Origin of the sequence: Planomicrobium soli (genome assembly GCF_003014655.1) — a bacterium.
Lineage (GTDB): Bacteria > Bacillota > Bacilli > Bacillales_A > Planococcaceae > Planococcus > Planococcus soli_B.
The window spans coordinates 113,127-134,283 of record NZ_PYAT01000004.1; the positions used below are offsets into that span (position 1 = coordinate 113,127).

Genomic DNA, 21,157 nt, shown 5'->3' on the forward strand with positions numbered 1-21,157 from the left:
TAACCCATAAATCCCGCCTTTCTACCGTTTACTTTTCTACTTTAACGGAGTAGAATAAGAAACTAATTCGAAAGTCGAAAGAAGGCTTGGCACTTTGAGTCAAATGAAGGTATATGGAATTTTAACGTTGGTTATGCTTATATGGGGGTTTAATTTGCCTTCGGTAAAATATTTGGTCAGTTTTGTGGAGCCGGTGACGCTGACAGCGTTCCGCATTTTGGCGGCGGGAATCTCGGTGTTCATTTTGCTTGCAGTGTTTAAACTGCTTCGCTGGCCGACAAAAAGAGAGTGGAAGTTTATTGTGTTTGCTTCGTTGCTCAATGTGGTGGGCCACCATTATTTCTTGTCGAGCGGGTTAGCACTGACGAGCGGAACGAATGCCGGATTGGTGCTCGGCACCGGTCCGATGCTGACGGCGGTACTGGTGTCTCTCATTTTGCGCAATTATCCGTCGAAATTGCAATGGATGGGCGTAGTAGTCGGCATAATTGGAGTATCGGCAACGGTACTGGTCGGCAACGGCGGGACGAGCGGCATGAACCTTGGAGATATTTTCGTCTTCGTTTCGATCCTGTCTCAGGTGTTCAGCTATTTAATCATCGCTAAGATGGCAAGGACGCTTGACCCTCGCCTGATGACCGGTTATATGTTTTTGATCGGCTCGGTAATCCTTTTTGCCATTTCGCTCGTGCAAGAACCTGGCGAAATCCGGGCATTTATTGGTGTGCCGCCAACATTCTGGCTGGCGTTCTTTTTTTCGGCCATGCTTGGAACAGCGGTCGGGCACATGCTCTACAACTATTCGATCGGTCAGGCGGGACCAACGAAAGCCGCTATTTTCATGAACCTGAATACCTTTTTCTCACTGGTGGGTGCTAGTGTCATCCTTGGGGAGGAAATCACATCGCGCCATCTTTTTGGTCTTATATTGATCGTCATCGGTGTGCTTTTTGGTTCAGGCGCGGCAGAAGATTTGATCAGAAAACGAAAAAAACGGCTCAGCGCATGAGCCGTTTTTTATTTATATAATGCAGGGTTGTTCCTTTTATCAAAAATATGAATATAATAGAAGAAAGTCACAATATGAAACGGGGACCATTTATGCCATTGACATTAAACCCGCGGGCCGAAGGGCTTGCTGTATCGGGGATTCGCCAATTCTTCAACCAGCTGGTCGATTATCCAGACGCCATCAATTTAACGATCGGACAGCCGGATTTCCCGACTCCGGAAAAAGTGAAAAGAGCGGGTATGGATGCCATTGCGGCAGACTTGACAAGTTATTCCCATAATGCGGGATTGATTGAATTGCGGCAAGAAATCGCAGCTTTTTTCAATGACCGCTATGGGCTTACATATGAAGCGAAATCGGAAATAATCGTAACAAACGGCGCCAGCGAAGCGCTAGATTCAGTTTTTCGCACCATCTTGGATGAGGGCGACGAAGTGATCATTCCCGCTCCTTGCTATACCGGTTATGTGCCGATTGTTGGTTTGAATGGAGGTAAGCCAGTACTTCTCAATACATCGGATACCGGGCTTGTACCGACCGCTGATCGGTTGAAAACGCTGATTACGGATAAAACCAAAGCGATCTTATTGAACTTTCCATCCAATCCGACCGGCGTCACCATTTCAAAAGAACAAATGGAGCCGCTTGTTGAAGAATTAAAGCAGCATGAAATTTTCATCATCTCCGATGAAATTTACAGCGAAAACTCCTTCGAAAACAAACATGAATCGTTTGCAAGCTATCCTGAAATCAAAGACCGTACATTCCTAGTGCAAGGTTTATCCAAGTCCCACTCGATGACGGGATGGCGAATGGGTTTTTTGCTGGGGCCTGAACAATACATGGCGCAAGTTTTGAAAGTCCATATGTACAACTCCGTATGTGCTTCGCTGCCTAGCCAGCATGCGGCCATCGAAGCGTTAAAGAACAACCGTGACGCCCCTGAAGAAATGAACCGCGCATACAAAGAGCGCCGGGATTTTGTATATGGCAAGCTGGTCGAAATGGGACTGGATGTTGTAAAACCTAAGGGAGCGTTCTACATTTTTCCTTCGGTCGCCAAATACGGCATGACCTCATTCGAGTTTGCAACGCGTTTATTGAAAGAAGGAGGCGTTGCAGCTGTACCGGGTTCGGCATTCACTGAATTTGGGGAGGGCTTTCTCCGCATTTCCTATGCGTATTCGATGCCGACGCTCGAGCAGGCAATGGAACGGATGGGCGAATGGATCAAGAACTTAGAAGCGTAAAGGAGGGCTACAAGTGACAACATTATGGGGCACCCCAGAAAAACTGCAAGAACTTTTATGTGAACTTGTCAGCTGGAATAGCATCACATTATCCGAAGGCGAAGTCGACTTTGCTTATAAATTGCAAGAGAAACTGAATTTATTGCCCTATTTTAACGAACATCCTGAACACGTGGCGCTTGGGGAAGTCAATTGGGGGCGGCAGTATGTTACCGCGCTTTATAAAAATCCGGAAGCAGCGGACACGATTGTTTTGATCAGCCATTATGATACGGTGCAAACCGAGGAGTATGGCGACTTGGAGCCGCTCAGCTGCCTGCCGCGCGAACTGACAGAAGCTTTCAAAGCGGTCAGCGACGAACTGGACCCGGACGCTCAGGCCGATTTGAAATCAGGCGACTATTTGTTCGGCCGTGGAACGATGGATATGAAAGCGGGACTCGCTTTACATATGGCGCTCATTGAAAAAGCGTCAACAGAAAACTGGCCGATTAATCTGCTGCTTATGACTGTGCCGGACGAAGAAGTCAATTCTGCCGGCATGCGATACGGCGTTTCCAAATTGCTTGACCTTGAGCGTGAGTACGATTTGAATTATATTTTATTCCTGAACGGGGAACCTGCCTTTGCGCAAACGCCCGGTGACCAATCGCATTATTTTTACACCGGAACGATTGGGAAGATCATGCCGGCGGCGTTCTTCTACGGCAAAGAAACCCATGTCGGCGAACCGCTTTCCGGCATTACGTCAAGTTACATCTCGACGTATTTGACGCATCGCATGGAGTGGAATACCAGTTTCACGGAAACCGTTTATGGTGAAAAAACACCGTTGCCGGTAACATTGACACAGCGTGATATTAAACAAGGGTATTCCGCGCAAACGCCATACCGGACATCCGCGATGTACAATGTATTCTTAATGGAACGCAATGCCGAAGAAGTATTCGACATTTTCGAGCAAGTGGCGATCGAGGCGGCTGAGCATTGCACGCGCGATTATCGTGCAATGTGTGAACGCGAAAACGTGGAACCGGTCGGCGACATCCGAGTAATGCGCTATGAAGAACTCATGCGCTATGCCATCGGGAAATTCGGCGTGGACTATGTTAACGAGTTGTTTCATGAAACAATGATGCATCCAGAGTGGGACGTGCGCGAAAAATCGATGCACATGACCGACATCTTGCTGATCAATTGCCAGGAACTGACGCCGGCCATCGTTCTCATGTACGCGCCGCCGTATTACCCGGCCGTCAATTCATCTGAAGATGAACTAGTAAAACGGTGTGTCAGCCAAGTAGGCGAAAATGCCAGAAATAAATTCGGGTTGGAAATCAAGCAGGTCCATTATTTTAACGGCATCTCTGACTTGAGCTACGTCAATTATGACGACAGCAGCGACAGCTTCCTCGTCTACGAAAACAATACGCCGATTTACGGCGATTCCTACAGCATCCCGTTTGAAGCGATGAAACTGCTCAAAGCACCTGTCCTGAACGTCGGACCATTCGGCAAAGACGCGCATAAGCGCACCGAGCGCCTGCACATCAAGAATACTTTTGAAGAAATGCCTGTGCTGTTAGAAGATATGATTCTATCGATATTAGTGAAAAGCCGCAGTTGATGCGGCTTTTTTTTGTTTGGCTTTTGGGAGGGGGATGGGACTTGGGGTTTCATGTTAAAAGCCTGGAATTTCAGGTAAGAGGTCCGGTTTGTCATGTAAAAGCATTGAAAGTTCATGTAAAAATCGTAAAACTTCATGAAGAAAAAATTGGCAGACAGGTTTTGCCTCTTTTCGCTTTGGCGAAAAGCATCCAATAGGGATTTTTTTGTTGAAGCGGAAAGAGTTCATAAAGAGAGCGTGGTTCGTCATGATAAAATCGCAAAAGTGCCTGTTAGAGCCGGATTAGTTCATGATGAAATGAGAAAACTTCATGAAGAAAATATTGGCAGCTTATTTTTTTGAAAAGATATAGAGCTCCAACTATAAAACAAAATCTAAAAGTGGAGATTCTTGAAATTGAAAAACCGCCTCAAAACTCATTTTTGCCCCCTATAGGGCAATTAAAAATGAAATTTGGATATTTATGGAAAATATCTAAAAGGTTTGCTATGATAAAAGAGGGGTGTTGATTTGATTATCAAATATCGGAACAAGCCGGCAAAAATTGCCGGCTACGAAGCGCTGTTGAAAAGATTGCCGGCCCATCACACGAAACGAGGGCTGATACAGGAAAAGTTAAATGGAGCGCGAGCGGGGATTGGAGGCGAAGAACGTCTGGATCAGCTATTGGAATCGTTCGATCCGTCGTATCCGTATTTGTTGCTCCAAGATGTCGAGCTGCCCGGCAAATGCCAAATCGATTTATTGGTGATTACACCGAGTCAAATCGTGTTGCTGGAAGTGAAAAACATGGCGGGCCGGCTTCGGTTCACAGAAAATCCAAGCGCGTTGCATCAACTGACGCCGGCCGGAGAAACCAAAGGATACAAAAGTCCGGTTGTCCAGATCGAGACGGCTGAAATGAAAGTGGCTAAATTACTGAAACTCATCGACTATCCGCTGCGTATCCAGAGCGCCATTGTCGTCGCTTATCCTTCGCAAATTGTGGAGAGTGTTCCACTTGGCACAAAAGTGTGGAGCGCAGATGAAGTGCTTCTCCAGTTAAATCGCCTGCAAATGGCGGCTCCTTCTATTTCCATCGATCAAATGAAAATGCTTGGCGACCATTTTCTCTCCATCCAAGAACACTACAATCCGTTTCCACTCGCTCCAAAATTCAATATTTCGCTAGAAGAAATTGAAAGCGGCGTCTTTTGTCCGCGCTGCCTCCTGAAAAAAATGGATCGCCTGGTGCGGAAATGGGAGTGCAAAAGCTGTTACCTGCTAAGCAGCGACGCGCATTTCGAAGCGCTTGACGAATGGTTCATGCTCTATAAACCGACAATCACGACTGCCGAATGCCAGGAATTTTTGGATCTTCCCGACCGGGATGCCGCGAAACGCCTGTTGAAGCGGATGGGGCTCGAGGAAAGGGGCGGAAGACGCCATCGCCAATATGTGAAGCTAATGAAGAATTAACAGATGAAAGGCTTTTTGCGCACACGCAAAAAGCCTTTTTCTTATGAGGAAGTTGCGTATGTTATGTTAAAGATTGCAAACTTCATGTAGGCACTTAGAGTTGTCAGGACAAAAAGCGAATAAGTCATGTAGAAACTAAAATAAGACATGATAAAACGTCAAAACTTCGTAAAGCAAATTTTGGCAGCCACAGGAGTAAGTTTATCCGCCTCTTCACCCCGTCCGTCATCTGAGGTACAATTGTTTTTATACATAAATGAGGGAAGTGAGTAGCCCGATGAAAATCACGCAAGCCTGCCTTTACCTGGTGGAATTCCCGTTGAAAGAACCTTTCATCATTTCATATGCTTCCTACCCTGTGATGCCGGCAATTATTTTAAAGCTGGAAACCAATACTGGGTTAACCGGCTACGGGGAAGCGGTGCCGGATGAACATGTGACCGGCGAGCAGGTGCATGGATCTTTTGAAATTCTAAAGCATGTCTTGTTGCCTCGAATTCTCAACAAAAACCCATTTGATATCGAACAGATCCATCATTTGATGGACGCTTCGATTGCCCGCAATCCGGCTGCAAAAGCGGCAATCGACATTGCGTGCTTTGATTTGATGGGGAAAGCCGCAAACCAGCCGGTCTACAACTTGATCGGAGGGCGTGCACACAAAAACCTCCAATACCCGAAAGTGCTGAGCATTGAAGCGGCGGATATTATGGCGGAAAAAGCGCTGGCTGCCAAAAACTCAGGTTTTAGCAGTTTGAAACTGAAAGTTGGACTTGGGGATCCGGCGATGGACATCGCTCGTGTTTATGCGGTAAGGAAAGCGGTCGGCGAAGCGATGCCGATCCGGATCGATGTTAACCAAGGATGGAAAACTGTGAGCCAAGCAGTTCGAACGATCAATGAACTGGAAGATGCGAACCTGTCGTGGGTTGAGCAGCCAATCCGCATGGGCGATATCCGTGGCCTTGCTGAAATACGCAGAAAAACAGCAACGCCGATCATGGCAGATGAAAGTGTCCACTCAATGGAAGATGTGCTTGAAATTATCCGATTGGAAGCTGCTGATTTCATCAACATCAAACTGATGAAGTCCGGTGGCATCTATCCTGCAGTGCAGATGGCGAAAGCTGCGGAAAACGCGGGGCTTGCAGCTCAAATCGGCTCGATGGTCGAATCGTCCATCGGATCGGCCGCAGGCTATCATGCCGTCATGGCGCGGCGAAACATCGGGTCGGCGGAACTCACGGGGCCGCTCTTATTCCAAGAAGAAATCGGGGACTTGCGATTCGAACCGCCATTTGTCCACTTGTCTGAAAAACCGGGGCTCGGGGTTACAGTGGACGAATCCCAATTGGATAAACTCGCGATAAAAACAGCAGTGCTGGACGGGAGCGGATAACAAGATGAATCATCAAAAAAGAATACAGGAATTTTTTGACCACTTCCACACCCATCCGGAAGTTAGCTGGCAAGAAGTTGAAACAACAAAAAAATTGGCGAGCATTATGAGCGAAATGGGTATCGCGTATCATACGTTTGACGATGTGACCGGTTTGATTGCCGAGATCGGAGAAGGGACGGAAGTGGTCGCAATCCGTGCTGATATGGACGCGCTATGGCAGGAAGTGGATGGCAAGTTTCAGGCAAATCATTCTTGTGGGCACGATGCCAATATGGCGATGGTGCTCGGGGCACTCTTGTACTTGAAAGACGAAGCCTTGTCAAAACGCATCCGCTTTATTTTTCAGCCGGCTGAGGAAAAAGGCAATGGTGCGCTAGCGATGATCGAACGGGGAGCGGCTAAAGATGTCACGCATTTGTACGGCGTCCATCTGCGGCCGATCGAGGAAATGCCGTTCGGCAAAGTGGCACCGGCGATTTATCATGGTTCCGCCATTTTTCTTCAAGGGAAAATCACCGGTGTCGATGCGCACGGCGCCCGTCCGCAGCAAGGGAAAAACGCCATTGACGCCATTGCGGCGATCCATCAGTTTATCAAGTCTATCTACTTTTCGCCGTTTGAGTCATACTCGGTCAAATTGACAAATATTCAGGCGGGGGGAGATAGTTTGAACATCATTCCGGGCAGCGCCACATTTGCTCTCGATTTGCGTTCGCAATCCAATCATTTGATGAAAGAATTGCAGCAGCGCGTAGAGGAAGGCTTGGATTCGATTCAAAAACTTTACGGTGTGGCAATCTCGTGGGAATGGTGCGACTTCACCCCGGCAGCAGAAGTATCGGAAGAAGCGCTTGCGATTGCTGACTCGGCGATTCGTTCGGTTATCGGAGATGCTGCTACTGTCCCGGCAGTCATAACTACAGGGGCGGATGATTTTCATTTTTACACGATTGAAAAACCGGAGTTGAAAGCTGCAATGATTGGCGTCGGTGCCGATCTGTCTCCGGGGCTCCACCATCCTGATATGGCGTTCAACCACGCCGCCCTCGGCATCGGGGCACGGGTATTGGCGGCAACACTCAAGGCAACTTGAACGGATATAGGGAACATTCTTGATTAATAGTTCTTTAGCAGGAAAGACAAAAGTTTCTTTTTTACACAGAATAGGGTATAGAGTTGCAGAGAAAATATGAATGAAGGAGCAAAGGATATGAACGCATTTTTAGAAGGATTATCGTCGCTCGTCGACACAGGCAACAACTTATTATGGTCTTATATTTTAATAGGATTACTTCTTGGATTGGGAATTTATTTTACAATCCGCACGAAATTTGTTCAGGTTCGATTGTTTGGGGAGATGTTCCGCGTCATTACTGAGAAAAAAGACGGAACGAGCGGGGTATCCGCATTCCAGGCGTTTACTATCTCTACCGCGTCACGTGTTGGTACCGGGAATATTACCGGTGTGGCACTGGCTATTGCAATTGGTGGTCCGGGAGCAATTTTCTGGATGTGGATGGTTGCGTTGATCGGGATGGCAACAGCATTTATCGAAAGCACGCTCGCACAAGTGTACAAAGTGCGTGATGGCGACCAATTCCGCGGTGGTCCGGCGTATTACATGGAAAAAGCGCTCGGCAACCGGAAACTGGGAATTGTTTTTGCGGTTTTATTGACTATTGTTTTCGGATTTATCTTTAATGCGGTGCAGTCAAACACAATCGCCCAATCATTCGGAGACGTCTTCAGTATTCCGGATTGGACTGTAGGGGTTGCATTGGTGATTTTAACAGCTATGGTTATCTTCGGAGGCGTACGCCGCATTGCCCATGTGACGCAAGTGCTTGTGCCTGTTATGGCAATCTTATACCTGGCCGTTGCTCTTTACGTTGTTGTGATGAACTTCAGCGAAATTCCAGCAGTCTTTATGTTGATCATCCAAAGCGCATTCGGCCTTGAACAGGCGGTAGGCGGCGGAATCGGTGCTGCTATCATGCAAGGTGTGCGCCGTGGACTATTCTCGAATGAAGCGGGGATGGGTTCTGTGCCAAACGCCGCTGCAACTGCGAATATTTCGCATCCAGCTAAGCAAGGGCTTGTGCAAAGCTTAGGTGTATTTTTTGATACAATCATCATCTGTTCGGCGACTGCTTTTATCATTATCCTTGCCGACATCTACAGAACGACAGAAGCAGAAGGCGTCTTGCTGACACAGGCGTCGCTTAATGTCCATGTCGGCAGCTGGGCTCCATATTTTGTGGCGATTGCGATTTTGTTCTTCGCTTTCAGTTCGATCATCGGAAATTACTATTACGGTGAAACGAATATTGAATTTATCAATACGCACCGCTCATGGCTGACAGCTTATCGTTTTGTTGTGCTGGCAATGGTAATGTTCGGTTCGCTTGCTCAAGTTGCACTTGTTTGGAATTTGGCCGATTTGTTCATGGGCACGATGGCAATCCTCAACTTGGTTGTCATTACCATACTCGGAAAAACAGCGTTCCAGGTGCTTGCAAACTATACTTCCCAACGGAAAGCGGGAAAAAATCCTGTTTTCTATGCGAAAGACATTCCTGGCCTGAAAAATGCCGAATGCTGGCAAGAAACCAATCGAGACTAATCTTTCCCCTTTTGCTTCCGAGCAAAAGGGTTTTTTTATGAATAAAATCCGAACTACAGAAAAGAACTGGCATATGTTATAATTTTCAAATGAAAAACTTACTCCTGCTCTTATTACTGCTTAGCATCTTATTCATTTCCTCTGGCCAGACGTATGAACAGCAAACGCTCATTCCGACATTGGAAAAATACTTGGCGTCCAAGCCCCTAGAAGGCTTGCTCAGTTACATACACATTCCGTATTACGGGATCCATGTTTCAGTCGAAGAAAGAGGTTATTTTGCGTTTATCGAATTTTTATTAAGAAAAGGCGCGCATCTTTTCATGTTCGGAGCGGTCGCGATTGCGGTCGTTGTCCTATTGCCAAAACCAAAATTCTGGGTGGCATTTGTGATCACCGTCGGACTTGCCGTATTGGATGAATACCGTCAATCGCTGACAGGCGGCCGTACGCCGGCAGCGCAAGACGTGCTACTCGATTCCATCGGAGCTTTTATTGCGCTAAGTCTCTGGAAACTGTTCACCAAAATAAAACATCGTCCAAAGCACCGGGAAAAAGCGGTCCACCTTCGTTAAAAACGATAGTGGACCGCTTTTTTGTCGTCGATGGGGGCTGGAAATATTTGCTTCATGAAGTTTTACGGTTTCTACATGAACTATTTCACTTCTATCATGACGAAGCAAGCTTCCTACATGAATTTTCCGAACGCCATCATGAACTACTCCAAGCCTCAAGATCAAAAGCTCGAATGGATGCTTTTCGCCAGGCCGAAAAGTGACAACCCCCGTTGCCAAAATTTGCTTCATGAAGTTTTACGGTTTCTACATGAACTATTTCGTTTCTATCATGACGAAGCAAGCTTCCTGCATGAACTTTCCGAACTCCATCATGAACTACTTGAGCCCTAACAGGCAAAGCGCAACTTTCTACAGAAATTTGCAATCCTCATATAAAAATCTCCTCTCCATCATTAAATTCGAAATTATCAAATTATTACTAATAACTTTCCTAATTTTGTGTTATTATGCGGTTAATGATACTTTTATGCTCGCAGTAATCCAATATTGAGGGGGTCTCACAGTGAGAGTGTGGCGGACGTTTTTATTGATAACTTTAGTATTTTTACTCGTAGTAGGTGCTGGGCTGACAGGAATTTCGGTGAAGTCTGCGGCGTCGGAAACAAAGGAACCAAAGGCGACAATTTCGCAGGAGTTGCTGAAACCGGAAGATCCGAATGAAAAAGTCCGGGTCATCGTCGAGCTTGAAGGAGCACCGGCAATCAGCAGTGCGACAAAACAAGGTGTGCTTTACAAAGCGATGCCTGATTCCACCAAAGAAAATCTGGAAGCGGCCATCGCAGCTAAGCAAAAAACCGTCAAAGCCGCCATCACAAAAGCGGCACCGGGCACCACGTATCTAGAAAGTTTTTCTGCGGTCTTTAACGGATTTTCAGCAGAACTTGAAGCAAAGCAAGTAGAAAAAATCGCCCAGCAAAAAGGGGTTAAAGCTATCTACAAGGCCACTGAATACAAACGGCCCGAAGTGGAGCCTGAAATGATCCACTCCAAGGAACTTGTCCAAGCTCAAAGAGTTTGGAATGATTATGATGTGCGGGGCGAAGGGACGGTTGTCGGCATCATCGATACCGGAATCGATCCGACACATAAAGACATGATTCTGAGCGATAGCACGACACCGGAACTGACCCAAGCGGAAGTGGAAGGTCTTTTAGCCGATAATACACTCACAAACGGCAAGTTTTTTACAGAAAAAGTGCCATTTGGCTATAACTACATGGATGGCAATAATGAAATCCGTGACAGCGGACAAGGCGCAACGATGCATGGCATGCACGTCGCTGGAACTGTCGGTGCGAACGGCAACGAAGAAACTGGCGGCGTCAAAGGTGTAGCGCCTGAAACACAGTTGCTGGCCCTGAAAGTTTTCTCTGACGATCCACTATACAATTCCACATACGGTGACATTTACATCAAAGCGGTCGATGATGCCATCAAACTTGGAGCAGACGTCGTCAATATGTCGATTGGTGCGACAGCCGGCTTTGTTGATTCATCAGACCCAGAGCAGCAGGCAGTCGAACGCGCAACGGACAATGGCATACTTGTTTCCGTCTCTGCCGGGAACTCGAATATGTTCGGTGCAGGCTTTGCACCGCCGCTCGCTGCCAACCAGGATTACGGATTGACCGGTTCACCGAGCGTTTCCTACGATTCATTCGGTGTGGCTTCGTTTGAAAACAGCCGGATTACCGCAAAAAGCTTCGCGAAAACCATAAACGGGGGGGATGCGGGGCGCAGCATTTATTTTCTGGCTAACGATGTTGATCCTGAAGGGCTTCCGCAAGACTCTTACCCGGTTTTGGATGCAGGACTCGGCAAAACCGAGGAATTCCAAGGCAAGGATTTTGTTAATAAATTCGCGCTGATCTCTCGCGGCGAGATTACATTCGCACAAAAAGCATTGAATGCGCAAGCGGCCGGTGCAATCGGCGTCATCATCTACAATAACGTGCCAGGGGTAATCGGTATGGCTGGCGATCCGGCAATCCGGATTCCATTTCTGTCAATTTTGCAGAACGATGGATTGGAAATGAAAGCAGCGCTGACTGCCGGAAGCGAAGTGGCAGTTGCGTTTGATGGCGAGTATTTGGATGTGCCGAGCCCGACAGCCGGCAAGATGAGCGATTTCACATCCTGGGGGCCGACACCGAATCTGGACTTTAAGCCGGAAATCACCGCTCCAGGCGGCAACATTTTCTCGACGCTGAATGATAACCGGTACGGGCTCATGAGCGGAACGTCGATGGCGGCTCCGCATGTTTCCGGAGGCGCGGCGCTGCTATTCCAGCGTTTGCAGGATGAACTGAAGACGGATGGAGTAGAGCGCGTGCAATACGCAAAAAATCTGATGATGAACACAGCAAATCCAATTGAATTTGCAGAAGGCCAATTGGTATCGCCAAGGCGCCAAGGAGCAGGCCTCATGCAGTTGCACGATGCATTAGAAGCTAAAGCCATGGTTAGCGACAAAGCAACCGGCGAAGCGAAAGTGGCGTTAAAAGAAATTGCCGATAACCGGTTGTCATTTACACTGGTCGCTAAAAATTTCTCGGCTGACGCGGCCACCTATAACGTTGCACTTAATGTCCAAGTAGATAAAACGATGAACGGAGGCGGCACCCGTTTTGTTACCAACCCGAACACTCTTGGTTCGGATAATATCACCGGGGCAGTATCCATAACAGCACCGCAAGCGGTGTCCATTCCGGCAAACGGTGAAGTGGAAATTCCGGTTTCCATCGATTTGTCCGCTGTCAGTGACCAGCTGAAAACGGTCTTTACAAACGGCTTTTTCGTGGACGGCTTTGTCACATTGACCGATGCGAATGAAGAAGTGACCGGAAACCCGGCCCTTGTCGTCCCGTATTTCGGTTTTAACGGAAATTGGAACGCTGCCGATATTTTTGACGAATTCGCCTGGGATCCTATGTCTTATTACAGAACCACGGTGCTTGTTAACAACCAGGGAGCCATCATGAAAGGCGGAACGCATGAAGCGAATTTCGTGCCGGAAAAATTTGCATTCTCGCCGAACGGTGACGGGTTATGGGATGAGATTTATCCGTATTTCTCGCTTCTCCGGAACGCAAAAGAGCTGGAAGTGAACGTTCTGGATGCGGAAGGCAAAAAGCTGCGGACGATCCGGTCCGATAAGAAATTGATGAAAAACTACAGTCCGCTCGCGCCGTTCGTTGCCAATACGGCCTATGGCTGGAATGGCCAAGTGCTTGGCAAAAGAGTAGAGGACGGAAATTATCAGATCCAATTGCGTGCGGTCATTGACTACGAGGATGCCGAGTGGCAATCGGTTGAATTTCCGGTCATCGTAGATACAGTAGCGCCGCAAGCGCAAGCGGCAGTCAATCGGGATACAAACACTGTAGAAGTTGCAAGTTTTACAGATACGGAAGAAGGGTCAGGCCCGGACCGCTGGGAAGTGTTCTTGAATGGCACGGAATTGACGGAAGATCCGAATACCGCAACCGACGAGTCGTTGGCACCGGCAACCCGAAACTTCAAGCTGCCAGCGCCACTGAAAGCAGGCGATGACCTTATCGCAGTCTTCTACGATGTCGCCGGCAACCGCCAAATAGTCAAACTTGCGGAACCGCCAGCAACAACTGCGGCAACCCAACCGACAATTTATATTGACTCACCGGCGATGCTCTCGATCCACAACACGGAAAAAATCATTGTGGCTGGGCGGGTGGAACATAAAACGACAGTGGCCTCGGTCACAGTAAACGGCGAACCCGCACTGCAGTTTGACGGCCGGAACTTTAACCACACCTTGACGCTAGAAGACGGCTTCCGGGAAATCGATGTAGCTGCGGTCGACGAAAGCGGCAATGACCTGCAGATTCGCCGGCGCATTTTTGTCGATACCACACCAGCCGAGCTGACGCTGGTCAACGTGCCAAAAAGCATTCCAAAAGATCAAAATGAAGCGGAAATTACGTTCAACGTCAAAGACAATTTTGATGAAATCCGGGTATACGTCTATGACAGCGAGATTTATGCCCACAGTATTTCTACACCATATGAAGTGAAAAATTTCAACGAAACCGTAACAGCCAAAATTCCGGTAAAGGAAGAAGGAGTAAACCAATACAAACTGATCGCAATGGATTTGGCTGGCAATCCGACCGAAGTGGAGTTTTCGATTACGAAGGAAGAATAGAAACTTAAACATCATAAACATTCAAAAAAGAATTCCCCGATCAATTGATTTAAAATAAAACTTATCTTGCCTCAAAGGCATGTGTCCGGTATTCTACTCGGCACGTGCCTTTTTATATTCATCTATAACCAGCCAATCTTCAGTAGAGGTTGGGATTCTTGGATACCAATACCTTTAATGTTTTTGCAGTGAGTAGTAAAACTTGAAATCGTTTTCTTGCCCATTCGGAAGCTTCTATGTACGGGTAGGGTTTTAGAAGAGAAGGCTGCCGCCTTATAAGATTGACATTTAAAAACTTTTATACAATAATGAATTTTTGGGTTTAATGAAAAGATGAATATGAATGAGTAACGACTTATCATTGTTGCTGTCGAGTTTTTATTCTAACGGGAGAAAGAAGGTTTACTAATTGAATCGCTTTTTGTTTCTGGATTGGTTAAGAATTTTAGCAACACTTGCTGTTGTAACACTTCACAGCTCCACTAGTTTTGTTTTAACTAATTTTCATGAAGATTCATTTTCATGGCTGGTCGGGAATTTCTATGAGTCTATAACCCGTTGGTGTGTTCCGGTATTTGTAATGATAAGCGGAGCATTATTATTGAACGATGTTAAAACCAATACATATAAATCTTTTTTATCTAAGCGCCTTAGTAAAGTTTTAGTGCCTTTACTTGGATGGAGCATCATTTATTATGGTTATTTTGTTTTTCAAGGACGTTATAGTTTTTCTTTATTGGAGTTTGCACAAAATTTTTCTACAAACAAGATCTCCAATCATTTTTGGTTTATTTATATGCTGCTTGGTCTTTATTTGATCACTCCTCTTCTGAAAATTCTTGTCCAAAACGCAACTAAGAGAGACATCAAATATTTCTTACTGCTCTGGTTTTATGCTTCCATAATGGTTCGCTTATTGAATTTCTATTTTGGCTTTTCATTCAATGTTGAGCTTTATTTTGCTACAAGTTTTATTGGCTATTATTTACTTGGGTATTATTTAATGAAATACGAAATAAGCTTGAATTGGCGAAAAGCAATGTATATTAGTGGACTTATAGGAGTTCTTGCGACGTTCTTTTTAACTTATTCTTTGACTATTGAAGCAGATGGAAAGTTTAAAGCCTTTTGGTATGATTACCATTCGATAACTGTATTAGCAGCAAGCGTAGGGTTGTTTGTATTTATGAAATATAGTGCTGCTAATTCTATTGCACCTTCTCAATTTTTAGCTAAATTAATTAATGAAACCAGCTTTGGGATTTATTTAGCTCATATTCTTGTAATGAAGATTCTTGCTACTTATCTGCCTTTTCTATGGCTAGATATGAACACTTTTATAGAAATACCTTATAAAGTTCTTCTCACCGTATTTGTTAGCATACTGTTAGTGAAACTCATGAAAAAAGTGGTTTTATTAAGAAAACTGGTGCCGTAAGCTGTGGAAATAACTATAAGTAAATGATGTTACCGAAATAACATTCGTACGACAGGAAAAATAATGTAAAAAGATTTTCTTAACAAAAAGGCATCCAATATTGGATGCTTTTTTTGTTGTTTAAAAAGATGGATGACGCTTAGGTAATTCAACATTTAAGGCAAGAAAAAAAACAAATAAATTGAATTTATGTAACGAAAATTACGTATTCACACTAGGAGCTATTCCGCAGGGAAAATAAAATTTCCTCTTTAGCCTTGAATAAACATATGATACGATTAGAATAATTAGTCTTAATTTAGTGTAAAAATTTTACTTAAATTTAATTAATAAGACTAATAATATAAAAAAGACGGAGGATTTAATGACAGCTTATATTAAAGTGAATGTACATTTGTTAATTGTGCTCCTGGTGTTGCAACTATTGCCAAACCAAGCTTTGGCAACTGAATCAGAAGAACTTCTGGAAACTACATACCCTGAAGTAAGTCTCTCTTCATCAAAAACCAATGAAATTGAACTCTTTGAGGACGAATCGGCAGAAACAGTTTCAACTACTATTCCAAATGAAACTTCAGTTGAACTCATCGAAGAGAAAGAGCTTGTTTCCCTGATTCGATACATCCAAATAACCCCCGATGAAGAACCTCTTGTATGGACTGGTTTTGTCCGGACTTCGACTATAGTACATAGTGATACAGATAAAGAATCAGAAAATGCACTGATTTCAGAAGAAGCTGCAGAAACAGAGGATCATATAGACATACCTGAAGAAGAATCTTCGGTAACTGGGCCCGTTGAAAGTGCGGATAATACAGATTCAAGTATCGTCGAATCTGAAGAAAGCAAAAAAGCGATTTTGACTCAAGAAATCGCAACTCCTGAAATGATTGAAGATTCTTTGACACAAGAATTGTCTCAAGAAAATACTGCTTTAGAACAAAAGGCGGCAGAAATTATTGAAGTACCAGAAGAAGCGCAAGATTCGGCAGAACCCTTAAAAACCGAAGAAGCCGAAGAACCAAAGGCGGCTCAGGAAGAAACTGAAGCACTTAAGGCAGATGAGAAGTTAGAAACTGAAAAAGTTCAAGAGGCACAGACGGTAAGCAAGCAAGCCTTTTCACTATTTTCAACCGCAACTGCTGTTAATCAGACCTTACAAGGAATTGGCCTTAATCAGACTACGAACGTTTACAAAGAGAACAGCAAAAGTTCTTCTGTGCTGAAGACCTATAAGCAAGGACAAATTATGAAATTCCAGCAATACAACAGTGAATGGTATAGCGCTACCGTTTATATTGCAGGAAAAGCTCAAAAAGGTTTCATTAATAAAGATGATATTGACTTGCTTAAGCCGGAGCAAAGGATCAATGGCTTCGCAGTAGTTGATCTCGTGCAAGTTCATGAAACCCCCTCATCAGCAGCGAAAGTTCTAAAAACATATAAGTTTGGCCAAGCGATGGTTTACAGGACTTTCTCTTCCAACTGGCATAAGGTGACGATCATTCTGAATGGTGCAGCACAAACAGGATATATCAAGGCGGCAAATGTAAATACAAAAAAGCTTGAAGACCCTCCGGCTTCAAAAGCAAATGTAGTTTCCCTGAAAGGGATAGCGGCCGCGCCCACTGTATCGGTTTACAATGCCACATCCCAAAATGCTTCAAAGTTAAAATCCTATAAAATGGGACATATACTGACTTTTACGCTACACAATGATCAATGGTATAAAGCGACAGTATATGTAAGCAGCAAAGCGCAGACAGGCTATATTAACAAAAAAGATGTTGAGCTGATTACAACAAATCCTCAAAAAATTGAAGGTATAGGCCTTAACAACCTGACCAATATTTATTCCAAAGCAGCAACCGAAGCTTCAATTTTGAAATCGTATAGTCTTGGTACAAAGCTTGTCTATAAGACATATACAGCAAGCTGGTACGAAGCCACTGTATATGTAAATGGAAAAGCGCAGGTCGGATACATTCATAAAGATGATGTGGAGGAAATTACCACTAAGCCTGTAAAATTGAATGGGATAGGGATTAAAAGTCCGACAAAGATTTATTCCAGAGCTTCAACAGGATCAACAGTCTTAAGAACTTACTTATATGGTTCAAAGTTAATATTTAAAACTTATACAACAAATTGGTATCAGGCTACTTTTTACATCAACGGTACACCACACATTGGTTATATCAATAAAGCCGATGTCGCGATGCTTAACGGAAAAGTTGTCTATCTAGATCCTGGCCATGGCGGCAAAGATGGAGGAGCTGCAGCAAATGGCATCGTTGAAAAGGATTTAGTATTGGATATCAGTTTGCGTGTAGAACAATTATTGCAAAATGCTGGGTTCACAGTGTTAATGACTCGAAGAACGGATATTTTCCTTGAACTGGCAGAGCGCACACGGTTAGCGAACGCTTCAAATGCGGATCTATTTGTAAGCATCCACGCCAACGCCTTTAATGGTTCAGCTAAGGGGATCGAAACTTTCTGGTACGATAAACACGAAGCGGAAGAAAGTAAACGGTTAGCAAACGAGATCCAAAAAAACCTTGTAGAACAAACGGGATTATCTGACCGGCGCGTAGCGCAAGGAAATTATCATGTAATCCGCGAAACAGAGGCACCTAGTGCTTTAGTAGAGGTTGGCTTTATCGATAATGCAATTGATGCCGCTAAATTAAAATTAGCGGAATATAAACAACGTGCAGCAGAAGGGATTTTTGCTGGAATATTAAAATTTTTCACATAGGAAAAACGTTCTTGGAATTGGATTAATCTAATTCCAGGAACGTTTTTTTGTAAATTTTAATGATTAATTGGTGTGTATTAACTTGAAAATGGGGAATACAGAAATATAATCTGTCCTTTTTTTGGGGTTTTCAATAAAAAGCAACTTTTAAAATTGAAGTTAGTGGAAATGTAGTTGTTATTAGTAAGACCCCTGTGCTAAAGTATCTGAAGGCTAAAATTAAATAAGACTTATTCGAGGTGTAGTTAGTGGAAAGATTGCAAAAAAATAGAATTAGGAAGAAACACTGGTTGTCCTTTTTTGCCGTATACGTGTTTTTTCTCTTTATCTCCTTCAATACTCCGTTAACAGGCGATGATTGGACCTGGGGAACAGATATTGGAAAACAACGTTTTATCAATAATTTCAATGATTATAATGGTCGGTATTTAAGCAATATTTTCGAATTAATACTTGTTCGATTTGATGCAATTCGATATTTGACCATTGCGTTCTTTTCTACACTATTAGTGATTTTAATCGGTAAAATCACTAATCATAATGGCAATATTGTTTCGCTATTGTTTTCATTTCTTCTAATTACCCTAATGCCTGTTAAAATATTTGCCCAAACATTAGGTTGGGCAGCTGGGTTCATCAATTATGTTCCATCAGTTGCTTTATTGCTTGTTTATCTATACCTTAATAGAAATATCTATGGTGAAGAAGCTCCAGTTTTTTCGAAAAAACTTTGGATTTTAATGATTCCATTAGGGCTAAGCACGCAATTGATTGTAGAACATGTAACCATCTTTGCAGTGGTAACGGCTGTGTGGGTCATTATCTACACCTATTTAAAACATAAGAAAGTCTATCTGGTACATATCAGTTATATGATTTCAGTGTTACTGGGAAGCATCGTTATGTTCACGAATAGTGCTTATCTGAAAGTATTAACTGGCAGTGACGCCTATCGAACTGTAGAAAATGAAGCAACTGCCAACATGGGGTTATTTGAAAAAATCTATTATGTTTATTCTGAAAGTATCTACAAGTTTCTTTTTTTGCAAAACAGTTTTTTAATTATTATTATAAGCCTCTTGCTATTAATTCTAATTCTAAGGTTCAAAACGGAGAAAACTTCCATTAGATATGTGGCGAAACCTTTGCTGATATTTGTGAATGCACTTACTATGGCTTACCTGCTTGTAATCACACGATCGCTAAAACCGAATTTTTTAGGTCAGTATACAAATGATTTTGAAGCTATACTGTCTATACTATTTGTGATTTCAGTTTTCGGAGCTATCGTTTTATTTGTCAAAGACCATTCCTATAAAACTAGGCTCATATATTATTTAGCGGCTATAGTATTTCTAGTAGCGCCATTTGTTTTTATCACACCGTTTGGTCCAAGATGCGTTTTTGCTTCGTATATATTCATGATATTGCTAAGTCTGGAATTGCTTGCTTACTTGTTGCAAGAAAAACAAGTTATTTCATCTTACGTAAGGTATTCTTTGGTTCCTTTAGTTGCGGTAGCTGTAATTTTTCTGGCATTTGTTTTTTCGATGAACGGTATTACTAGTAGAGAACGGTTGGTGAATTTACAAGAAAAAGTAGCCGAAGGGGAACAAAAAATAGATTTAGTGGAATTGCCTTTCCCGCAATTTCATTGGATGCCATCACCGAAACCAAAGATGTATCATACTAAAACATTTAAAATGTTCTATGACATTCCAAAAGAAACAGAGCTGAACATTATTCCATTTGAGAAGTGGGATAAAAAAGAATGAAGCTAAAGCTTTATAGAATAGTAAATTAGGAAATTCAATAATGGAGATGCGAAATGAAAAAACTAACGTTAATTATTCCTTGCTATAACGAAAGTTCCCCCTTGATTGATACTTATAATGAAGTAAAAAGAGTATTGAATGATCAAGAGCTTAAAAAGAAATACTCGTATGAAATACTTTTCATTGATGACGGCAGTGTAGATAATACGTTAAGTGTAATCAATGATTTAGCGGCAATTGATGAAACCGTAAAATATATTTCTTTTACTAGGAATTTCGGGAAAGAAGCAGGCATGCTTGCAGGGCTAAAGCATTGTAATGGCGATATTGTCATTATTATTGATGCCGATCTTCAACATCCTCCGCACCTAATCCTTGAAATGGTTCATCACTATGAACAAGGTTACGATCAAGTCATTGCAAGGCGATCCAGGAAAGGTGAAAAATTTTCCCGTAAATGGATTACAAAAACCTACTATCGCTTAATTAATACACTTATGGAAGTGGAGCTTGGCGACGGTATGGGAGATTTTCGTTTGTTAAGCCGGCGTGCAGTGGATTCTTTGCTGGCTATGCCTGAATATAACCGGTTTTCCAAAGGTCTTTTTTCTTGGATCGGGTTTGAAAAGAAAGTAATTGAATATGAAAACCAAGAGAGAATATCAGGGGAAAGCAAGTGGAGTTTTTTAAGCTTATTAAATTACGCTATAGATGGATTGATTTCGTTCAATAGTAAACCATTGCGCATGCTCATTTATCTAGGTTTGTTGATTATGTTTTTAAACTTGCTTTATATTGGCTTTTCTTTTGTCAACATTGTGCTTTTTGGCATTGATTTGCCGGGATATTTTACAATGATTTCTGCTATTTTGCTTTTGGGAGGAATCCAATTAACTTCTTTAGGCGTCATTGGTGAATACGTGGGAAGAATTTTCTACGAAGTTAAACGCCGTCCGGCTTTTATTATCGATAAAACCAATATTCCGTTAAAGTAATAAATAAAGAAAAGTAAACTCTCCATATAAAAAACGTTCTTAGGGAATTCACCCT

Annotated in this window: 14 protein-coding genes; all 14 read left to right on the forward strand. The window is 43.5% G+C overall.

Features of this window, described 5'->3' with window-relative positions:
• Positions 1 to 94: 94 nt before the first annotated feature.
• The gene (locus B0H99_RS06645) at positions 95 to 1,009 is read left to right on the forward strand and encodes a DMT family transporter (protein ID WP_106532871.1); all 915 of its coding nucleotides are present in this window, start codon (positions 95 to 97) and stop codon (positions 1,007 to 1,009) included.
• 92 nt (positions 1,010 to 1,101) lie between these two features.
• The gene (locus B0H99_RS06650; protein WP_106532872.1) at positions 1,102 to 2,262 is read left to right on the forward strand and encodes an aminotransferase class I/II-fold pyridoxal phosphate-dependent enzyme; all 1,161 of its coding nucleotides are present in this window, start codon (positions 1,102 to 1,104) and stop codon (positions 2,260 to 2,262) included.
• A 13-nt stretch (positions 2,263 to 2,275) separates the two neighbouring features.
• Positions 2,276 to 3,889, forward strand: coding sequence for a M20/M25/M40 family metallo-hydrolase (locus B0H99_RS06655; protein WP_106532873.1), 1,614 nt, complete (start codon positions 2,276 to 2,278; stop codon positions 3,887 to 3,889).
• A 41-nt stretch (positions 3,890 to 3,930) separates the two neighbouring features.
• Positions 3,931 to 4,086, forward strand: coding sequence for a hypothetical protein (locus B0H99_RS17805; protein ID WP_181313591.1), 156 nt, complete (start codon positions 3,931 to 3,933; stop codon positions 4,084 to 4,086).
• A gap of 313 nt (positions 4,087 to 4,399) precedes the next feature.
• Positions 4,400 to 5,347, forward strand: coding sequence for a nuclease-related domain-containing protein (locus B0H99_RS06665; RefSeq protein WP_106532875.1), 948 nt, complete (start codon positions 4,400 to 4,402; stop codon positions 5,345 to 5,347).
• Positions 5,348 to 5,624: 277 nt separating this feature from the next.
• Positions 5,625 to 6,746 (forward strand): mandelate racemase/muconate lactonizing enzyme family protein, encoded by a 1,122-nt coding sequence (locus B0H99_RS06670; protein WP_106532876.1) that lies wholly within the window; start codon positions 5,625 to 5,627, stop codon positions 6,744 to 6,746.
• A 4-nt stretch (positions 6,747 to 6,750) separates the two neighbouring features.
• Positions 6,751 to 7,842, forward strand: a complete 1,092-nt coding sequence (locus tag B0H99_RS06675; protein WP_106532877.1) for an amidohydrolase — start codon at positions 6,751 to 6,753, stop codon at positions 7,840 to 7,842.
• Positions 7,843 to 7,959: 117 nt separating this feature from the next.
• Positions 7,960 to 9,372, forward strand: coding sequence for an alanine/glycine:cation symporter family protein (locus B0H99_RS06680; protein WP_106532878.1), 1,413 nt, complete (start codon positions 7,960 to 7,962; stop codon positions 9,370 to 9,372).
• 89 nt (positions 9,373 to 9,461) lie between these two features.
• A complete protein-coding gene (locus tag B0H99_RS06685; RefSeq protein WP_106532879.1) occupies positions 9,462 to 9,947 on the forward strand; it encodes a VanZ family protein in 486 nt (161 codons plus the stop codon).
• 505 nt (positions 9,948 to 10,452) lie between these two features.
• The gene (locus B0H99_RS18135; RefSeq protein ID WP_106532881.1) at positions 10,453 to 14,133 is read left to right on the forward strand and encodes a S8 family serine peptidase; all 3,681 of its coding nucleotides are present in this window, start codon (positions 10,453 to 10,455) and stop codon (positions 14,131 to 14,133) included.
• Between the two features lie 409 nt (positions 14,134 to 14,542).
• Positions 14,543 to 15,571 (forward strand): acyltransferase, encoded by a 1,029-nt coding sequence (locus tag B0H99_RS06700; protein ID WP_106532882.1) that lies wholly within the window; start codon positions 14,543 to 14,545, stop codon positions 15,569 to 15,571.
• A gap of 364 nt (positions 15,572 to 15,935) precedes the next feature.
• Positions 15,936 to 18,332, forward strand: a complete 2,397-nt coding sequence (locus B0H99_RS06705; RefSeq protein ID WP_106532883.1) for an N-acetylmuramoyl-L-alanine amidase family protein — start codon at positions 15,936 to 15,938, stop codon at positions 18,330 to 18,332.
• A gap of 248 nt (positions 18,333 to 18,580) precedes the next feature.
• Positions 18,581 to 20,107, forward strand: a complete 1,527-nt coding sequence (locus B0H99_RS06710; protein WP_146137246.1) for a DUF6056 family protein — start codon at positions 18,581 to 18,583, stop codon at positions 20,105 to 20,107.
• Between the two features lie 53 nt (positions 20,108 to 20,160).
• Positions 20,161 to 21,102, forward strand: a complete 942-nt coding sequence (locus B0H99_RS06715) for a glycosyltransferase family 2 protein (protein WP_106532885.1) — start codon at positions 20,161 to 20,163, stop codon at positions 21,100 to 21,102.
• The last annotated feature ends 55 nt before the right edge of the window (positions 21,103 to 21,157 follow it).

Bases quoted from the DNA above. Each gene is read 5' to 3' on its own strand.
- B0H99_RS06675 (WP_106532877.1), top strand. From the start codon at position 6,751: ATGAATCATCAAAAAAGAATACAGGAATTTTTTGACCACTTCCACACC.
- B0H99_RS06670 (WP_106532876.1), top strand. From the start codon at position 5,625: ATGAAAATCACGCAAGCCTGCCTTTACCTGGTGGAATTCCCGTTGAAA.
- B0H99_RS06680 (WP_106532878.1), top strand. From the start codon at position 7,960: ATGAACGCATTTTTAGAAGGATTATCGTCGCTCGTCGACACAGGCAAC.
- B0H99_RS06650 (WP_106532872.1), top strand. From the start codon at position 1,102: ATGCCATTGACATTAAACCCGCGGGCCGAAGGGCTTGCTGTATCGGGG.
- B0H99_RS06685 (WP_106532879.1), top strand. From the start codon at position 9,462: ATGAAAAACTTACTCCTGCTCTTATTACTGCTTAGCATCTTATTCATT.
- B0H99_RS06715 (WP_106532885.1), top strand. From the start codon at position 20,161: ATGAAAAAACTAACGTTAATTATTCCTTGCTATAACGAAAGTTCCCCC.
- B0H99_RS06705 (WP_106532883.1), top strand. From the start codon at position 15,936: ATGACAGCTTATATTAAAGTGAATGTACATTTGTTAATTGTGCTCCTG.